This is a genomic window from Sphingomonas sanxanigenens DSM 19645 = NX02 (assembly GCF_000512205.2).
GTDB lineage: Bacteria > Pseudomonadota > Alphaproteobacteria > Sphingomonadales > Sphingomonadaceae > Sphingomonas_D > Sphingomonas_D sanxanigenens.
Genome location: NZ_CP006644.1, coordinates 3,970,298 through 3,977,500 on the forward strand (window position 1 = coordinate 3,970,298; position 7,203 = coordinate 3,977,500).

Genomic DNA, 7,203 nt, shown 5'->3' on the forward strand with positions numbered 1-7,203 from the left:
ATCATGGAGTGAAATTATGAGCCGGCCCCTTTCGGCCCCTGTGAAGATCATCGTGCCCTGCGGATCGCTGGGTGCCGGCGTGAAGCAAGACGAAGTCGATTACGGCCTGGCGCAGGGCGCCCAGGCGATCGCGTCGGACGCCGGCTCGACCGACAGCGGCGCCGCCTATCTCGCCACCGGCAAGTCCAAGAACAGCCGCAGCGCGGTGAAGCATGACCTGACCATATTGATGAAGGCGCATGCCAAGGCGGGCATCCCCGTGATCATCGGCACGTCCGGACAGGCCGGCGGCGACATCAACCTCGACTGGACGCGCGACATATTGCTGGAAATCGTCGCCGAACTCGGCATCAACCCGAAGATCGCCCTGCTCTACAGCGAGCAGGAGAAGGACCTTATCAAGGCGCTCAACGCCGAAGGGCGGATCAGGCCGCTGCCCCCGCTCGGCCCGCTCGACGACGCGACGGTGGACGAATGCGACCATATCGTCGCGCTGATGGGGGTCGAGCCCTATATCGCCGCGCTGGAAGCGGGGGCCGACGTGATCCTCGGCGGCCGATCGACCGATACGGCGGTGCTGGCCAGCTTCGCGATCTGGAAGGGCGCGCCATGGGGGGCGGCGTGGCATGCGGGCAAGATCGGCGAGTGCGGCGGCCAGTGCGCGGTCAACCGGCTGACCGCGGGCGTGCTGCTCAGCCTCGATGCGGACGGGTTCGAGGTCCAGCCGCTGGCGCTCGACAATCAATGCACGCCGCTCAGCGTCTCCACCCACATGCTCTACGAGAATACCGATCCCTATCGGCTGACCGAACCGGGCGGCGTGCTTGAGGTCAGCGGCGCGCGCTACGCGCTGCTGGAGGATGGCCGCACCACCCGCGTGACGGGTTCGGTGTGGGAGGAGCATCCCTATACGATGAAGCTGGAGGGGGCCGGCGGCGGCATGTTCCAGACGATCATGCTGGTCGGCATCCAGGATCCCGACGTGCTGCGCGACGTTTCGGGCTTCCATGACCGCTTCCTGGCGGCACTCTATGCGCGCACCCGGCAGTCGATCCCGGCGGAGGAGCTGGGCGACTTCCACATCTCGCTGCGCATGTATGGCTGGAACGCGGTGGACGGCGCCGCGGTGCCCGCGGGCACGCCAGCGCCGCGCGAATTGGGGGTGCTGTTCGTCTCGACCGCGCGGACGCAGGAACTGGCCAACGCGATCGCGCACAGCTGCAACCCCTATTTCTTCCATTACCCCGCGGTGATGGACAAGGAATTGCCGAGCTACGGCTTCGCCTTCTCCCCCGCCGACGTGCCGCGCGGGCCCGTCTACGAGTTCAAGCTCAACCATGTCGTCGCGCTCGACGATCCGATGGCGCTGGTGCGCACCGTCTGGCTCGGTGGCCAGGCCTGACCGCGCGCAGAAAGGACAAGCATATCATGGCCAAGATCCGCGACATCTGCCCGCACATCCGCTCCAAGCAGGCGGGGCCCTTCTGGATCACGATCGACCTGTGGTTCGACGGACCGCAAGCGTTCGAGACATATCATGCCAGCCCGGCGCTTTCGCCAGACCTCTTCGCCCGTCTGTTCGGCACCGATCCGGCGCTGGTGAAGCGCATTCCGGCGCCGGACCTCAATGTGCTGAAGATCTCCTATCCGCGCGCGACGTCGCAAGGCGGCATGGTGGAGCGCGACATGCATTCGGGGCAGCAATATGTCCGCCTGCTCGACGTCGAGCTCGATTGATGGCGGTGCCGCCGCCGGCGCTCGTCACCGACCTCCTCGCGGGCGCGGTGGCGCAATGGCCCGATCGCGTCGCGCTCGACTTCATCGGCCGGAGCATGACCTATGCGGCGCTCGACGCGGCGGTGGGGCGCGTCGCCGCCGGGCTGCAGGCGCTGGGGCTCGCCTCGGGTGACCGTGTCTGCCTGTGCCTGCCCAACAGCCCCTATTATGTGATCGCCTATTTCGCGGTGCTGCGTGCCGGCGGCATCGTCGTCGGCACCAACCCGCTCTACACCGCGCGCGAGATCGGCCATCTCGTCGCGGACTCGGGCGCGAAGATCGCCTTCGTCATCGATCTGCCCGCGGTCCACGCCAAGGTCGCGGCGGTGGCGTCGATCGCGCACATCATCTCCTGCCCGATGGCAGCGGCGCTGCCGACGCTGAAGGGGCTCGCCTATCGCGCGCTCAGGCGTGGCGATATCCTCGATCGGCGCGCCGCCGACGCTCGAACCACCCCCTTCCGACACCTCGAACGCACCCCTAACACCCCCTTATCGGTCTCCCGGACGCCCGATGACGTGGCGGTGCTGCAATATACCGGCGGCACCACCGGCCTGCCCAAGGGGGCGATGCTCACGCACGCCGGGCTGGTCGCCAACTGCCTGCAGGTGGCGGCGCACGACAGCACGCGCACGGCCGGGCCCGAGACGGTGATGGCGGTGCTGCCGCTGTTCCACGTCTTCGCGCTCACCTCCGCCTTCCACGACGCGATCCAGACCGGCGCGCGCATCGTGCTGCTGCCGCGCTTCGAGATGGCAAGCTTCCTTGCCGCGATGAAGCGCACGCGGCCGCACCGCCTCTATGTCGTGCCGACCATCCTGATCGCGCTCAATGCGCTGCCCGAGACCAAGCTGCCGTCCACCGCGGCGTTGCGGCTGTGCGTGTCGGGCGGGGCGCCGCTGCCGCCCGAGGTGCGCAGCCGCTTCGAAGCGCGTACCGGCGCCCGGGTGGTGGAGGGCTATGGGCTGACCGAGGCGTCCCCCACGGTGACCTGCAACCCGGTAGACGCCCAGCCGCGCGACGGCAGCGCCGGGGTGGCGATGCCCGGCACGACGATCATCATCCGATCGCTCGAAACCGGCGAGCCGCTGGCTATCGGCGAGACCGGCGAGGTCTGCGTGTCGGGTCCGCAGCTGATGAAGGGTTATTGGAACCGGCCCGCCGAAACCGCGGAGGTGCTCGTCGACGGCCTGCTGAGAACCGGCGATGTCGGCTATCTCGACGCCGACGGTTATCTGTTCCTCGTCGATCGCATCAAGGATCTGATCCTGTGCGGCGGCTACAACGTCTATCCGCGGGTGATCGAGGATGCGCTGTACGAGCATGAAGCGGTCGCCGAGGCGGTGGTGATCGGCGTACCCGACGACTATCGCGGCGAGGCGCCCAAGGCGTTCGTCGTGCTGCGCCCCGGCGAAACCGCCTCCCCCGCCGAACTGCGCGGCTTCCTCAGCACGCGGATCAGCAAGATCGAACTCCCGCGCGAGATCGAGATCCGCGACACGCTGCCGCGGACGCTGATCGGCAAGTTGTCGAAGAAGGGTAAGCGTGGCCTGAGGGCCGCCTTGCCCGTTTGGCCGTAGCCGGGATGCTTATCGTCTTTGACGAGGGCGCGGGCGGTGCGGGAGGTTTTCGGTTCTGAGACTGGTCGTACGAGCGCTCGTACGACTGGTCGTGTGGAGGTGGTCGGCCGGGTATCGGGCCGACGGAGCTGGTCGGACGCGGAGAAGCTGGAGATCCTGGCCGAGGCGTTCCGGCCGGGCGTGCGGGTCCGTGATGTCATCGCCCGGCGCGAGGTGTCGAGCAGCCTGATCTATACGTGGCGCAAGCAGGCGCGGCTGGGCAAGCTGGGCGGGGTCGCGCCTGCGCTGCCGGCATTCGCCGAGGTGCGCGTGGCCGATGTCGCCGCACCTGCGCCGCAGCCGGCGACATCCACGTCTGGCCTCATCTGCATCGAATTTCCGGGTGGCGTCCGAGTGAGCGTGGACGGGTCGGTGGACGCCGGCGCGCTGGCGCGAGTGTTGTCGGTGCTGCGTTGAGCCCCACGCCGTTGCCGACGCGGGTGTTCCTGGCGTGTGGCGTCACCGACATGCGCAAAGGGTTCGATGGCCTGGCGGTACTGGTGCAGCAGGTGCTGGCCCAGAACCCGCACTCGGGCGCGTTGTTCGCGTTCCGGGGCAAGCGGGGTCATCTGGTCAAGCTGCTGTGGTTCGATGGGCAAGGCCTGTGCCTGTTCTCCAAGCGGCTCGACCGGGGTCGGTTCGTCTGGCCGGTGACCGCGACGGGCACGGTGACGCTGACGCCGGCACAATTGTCGATGCTGCTGGAGGGCATCGACTGGCGTCGCCCAGAGCGGACGTTCACGCCGACGCTGGCGGGGTGAAAACGGCGGTTTTGCGACGCTTTTTCTCGCCCGTCGATGCGTGATCTGTTATGAAATGCGGGTGCTGGAAGCGCCTGTTTCCCCTGCTGATGCCACCGCGCGGATCGCCGCGCTGGAGGCATCGCTCGCCCGGGCGAATGCCGCGCTCGCCGCCCGCGATCTGCTCATCGACACGTTGCGCGGGCAGATCGCCCGACTGCGGCGGATGCAGTTCGGTGCCTCCTCCGAGAAGTTGGGCCGCGAGATCGAACAGCTCGAGCTGGCGCTGGAAGAGCTGGAAACGGAGCGGGATGTTTCCGAAGTCGAGACTGCGGCGCCTGGAGTAGCGCCGCGCCTGGCACCGGTCCGCAGTCTGCCGGAGCATCTGCCGCGCGAGGAGGTCGTCCACGAGCCGGCGTCCGGTATCTGCACCTGCCCGGACTGCGGTGGTGCGCTGCGCCGGCTGGGCGTGGACGCGCACGAGATGCTCGACATCGTGCCGGTGCGCTGGCGGGTCGTGCGCAACGTCCGCCCCAAATACAGCTGCCGGTCTTGCGAGAAGATCGTCCAGGCACCCGCGCCGGTCAGCGCTGTGGCGCGGGGCAAGGCGACCTTCGCGACGCTGGCGCACGTCGTCGTCTCCAAGTTCGACCACCATCTGCCGTTGTACCGCCAGGCCGAGATGATGGCCGCGCAGGGGCTCGAGATCGACCGCTCGACGCTCGCGGGCTGGGCCGGGCAAGCTGCAGCACTGCTCGACCCGGTGGTCAGCCGTATCCGTGACGAGGTGCTCAAGGCCGACAAGATCCATGCCGACGACACGCCGGTGCCGGTGCTCGACCCCGGCCGTGGCAAGACCGCGACCGGGCGGCTGTGGGTGTACGCCGCCGACGACCAGGCGTCCGGCAGCACGACACCGCCCGCAACATGGTATCGCTTCACGCCCGACCGCACCGCGGCGCACCCGCAGGCGCATCTCGCCGGCTTTCGCGGCTTTCTCCAGGCCGATGCCTATGCGGGCTATGACGCCCTGTACCGCGGTGGCGTCACAGAGGTGGCATGCTGGGCACACTTCCGGCGCAAGGTGTTCGACCTGCACGAGCGCCTCTCCACGCCGCTGACCACCGATATCCTGGAGCGCATCGGCGCGCTCTATGCCGTCGAGGCGGAGGTGCGTGGTCAGCCGCCGGATGTACGCCGTCGAGCGCGACAGGAACGAAGCCAGTCGCTGGTCGACGCCTTGCGCGAGGTGCTCGACGCTGCCCTTCGCCGCCTGTCGCCCAAGTCCGACATGGCCAAAGCCATCGCCTATGGCACCAAACGCTGGCCGGCGCTGTGCCGCTTCCTGGGTGACGGGCGTCTGGAGATCGACAACAACATCGCGGAGCGGGCCCTGCGCGGCGTCGCCGTGGGAAGGCGCAACTGGCTGTTCGCGGGTTCGCGCGCAGGCGGCGAGCGAGCCGCCGCCATCTACACCGTCATCCAGACCTGCAAGGCCAACGGCGTCGACCCGCAGGCCTATATCGCCGATGTCATCGCCAGGGTCGCCGGCGACTGGCCCGCCACCCGCTGGGACGAGCTGATGCCGTGGAACTGGGTGCCCCAGACAGATCAGCCAACAGCCCAAGCCGCATAAACTGCGGTCCTCACGCCACGCTTACGAAGAAGGAGCTGCGGGAGGAATTGCCGGCGGGTGGCGGGTGAACGGATGCCGGGCGGGCCGCGGCGGCCTGTTCGGAAGGGCACAAACGAAAGCGGCCGCCGATCTTTCGATCGGCGGCCGTTTCGAGCCTCTGTTGGAGGCGTTATGTGAATGGGTTCTGGATGCACCGTTGTGTGATTGCGCTGGCTTCAAAGCCTGGCGGCGCCCTACTCTTCCATCGCTTAAGCGATAGTACCATCGGCGCAGTCTGGTTTCACGTCCGAGTTCGGGATGGGATCGGGTGGGTCACAGACGCTATGGCCACCAAGCTGTGGAGCCAGCGCAATGTTTTGCGGTGTTTGGGTGATCGATGTTTTGAAGGCTGGGAGCCATAACCGGACAGCCCAGGGCTGTCGTTGATGGTGAGACTCTCAAGCGCGAATAGAGCAATTAGGACCGGTTAGCTCCATGCGTTACCGCACTTCCACATCCGGCCTATCAACGTGGTGGTCTTCCACGGCTCTGTGAAATCTTATCTCGAGGGAGGCTTCCCGCTTAGATGCTTTCAGCGGTTATCCCGTCCATACATAGCTACCCTGCTGCACCGTTGGCACGATGACAGGTCCACCAGAGGTATGTTCAACCCGGTCCTCTCGTACTAGGGTCAACTCCTCTCAAATTTCGACGCCCACGGCAGATAGGGACCAAACTGTCTCGCGACGTTCTGAACCCAGCTCACGTACCACTTTAATTGGCGAACAGCCAAACCCTTGGGACCTGCTCCAGCCCCAGGATGTGATGAGCCGACATCGAGGTGCCAAACAACCCCGTCGATATGAGCTCTTGGGGGTTATCAGCCTGTTATCCCCGGCGTACCTTTTATCCGTTGAGCGATGGCCCTTCCACGAGGGACCACCGGATCACTATGACCGACTTTCGTCTCTGCTCGACTTGTCAGTCTCGCAGTCAGGCTGGCTTATGCCATTGCACTCTAACAGACGGTTTCCAACCGTCCTGAGCCAACCTTCGCGCGCCTCCGTTACTCTTTGGGAGGCGACCGCCCCAGTCAAACTACCCGCCACAGAGGGTCCCTGCACCGGATGACGGTGCGAGGTTAGACATCAGAAAACAACAGGGTGGTATTTCACCTATGGCTCCACACCGGCTGGCGCCGATGCTTCAAAGCCTCCCACCTATGCTACACAGTTCTTTCCTAATGCCACTCTGAAGCTGCAGTAAAGGTGCACGGGGTCTTTCCGTCTAACCGCGGGTACTCCGCATCTTCACGGAGAATTCAATTTCGCTGAGCATGTGCTGGAGACAGTGGGGAAGTCGTTACGCCATTCGTGCAGGTCGGAACTTACCCGACAAGGAATTTCGCTACCTTAGGACCGTTATAGTTACGGCCGCCGTTTACCTGGGCTTC

Annotated in this window: 6 protein-coding genes and 2 rRNA genes (1 of these 8 running past the window's edge); 6 read left to right on the plus strand and 2 right to left on the minus strand. The window is 66.1% G+C overall.

Features of this window, described 5'->3' with window-relative positions; all coding sequences use genetic code 11:
* The first annotated feature begins 16 nt into the window (after positions 1–16).
* The 6 genes from NX02_RS18035 to tnpC all read left to right on the plus strand — a co-directional run bounded on the left by NX02_RS18035 (position 17) and on the right by tnpC (position 5,771).
* Positions 17–1,402, plus strand: a complete 1,386-nt coding sequence (locus NX02_RS18035) for an acyclic terpene utilization AtuA family protein (protein WP_025293603.1) — start codon at positions 17–19, stop codon at positions 1,400–1,402.
* Between the two features lie 26 nt (positions 1,403–1,428).
* A complete protein-coding gene (locus tag NX02_RS18040) occupies positions 1,429–1,737 on the plus strand; it encodes a DUF4387 domain-containing protein (RefSeq protein WP_025293604.1) in 309 nt (102 codons plus the stop codon).
* A complete protein-coding gene (locus NX02_RS18045; RefSeq protein WP_025293605.1) occupies positions 1,737–3,356 on the plus strand; it encodes a long-chain-fatty-acid--CoA ligase in 1,620 nt (539 codons plus the stop codon). The genes NX02_RS18040 and NX02_RS18045 overlap by 1 nt, the downstream gene beginning before the upstream one ends.
* Positions 3,357–3,449: 93 nt before the next feature.
* Positions 3,450–3,812, plus strand: coding sequence for an IS66-like element accessory protein TnpA (gene tnpA, locus NX02_RS18050; protein ID WP_007407193.1), 363 nt, complete (start codon positions 3,450–3,452; stop codon positions 3,810–3,812).
* Positions 3,809–4,156, plus strand: coding sequence for an IS66 family insertion sequence element accessory protein TnpB (gene tnpB / locus NX02_RS18055; protein WP_025292355.1), 348 nt, complete (start codon positions 3,809–3,811; stop codon positions 4,154–4,156). The genes tnpA and tnpB overlap by 4 nt, the downstream gene beginning before the upstream one ends.
* A 55-nt stretch (positions 4,157–4,211) precedes the next feature.
* On the plus strand, positions 4,212–5,771 hold the full coding sequence (gene tnpC, locus NX02_RS18060) for an IS66 family transposase (protein WP_025292356.1): 1,560 nt from the start codon (positions 4,212–4,214) through the stop codon (positions 5,769–5,771).
* Between the two features lie 220 nt (positions 5,772–5,991).
* Here the strand turns inward: tnpC and rrf are convergent.
* Together rrf and NX02_RS18070 are read right to left on the minus strand one after the other, a co-directional pair.
* A 5S ribosomal RNA gene (rrf, locus tag NX02_RS18065) occupies positions 5,992–6,106 on the minus strand.
* A gap of 101 nt (positions 6,107–6,207) precedes the next feature.
* Positions 6,208–7,203, minus strand: a 23S ribosomal RNA gene (locus NX02_RS18070) (it continues 1,794 nt past the right edge of the window).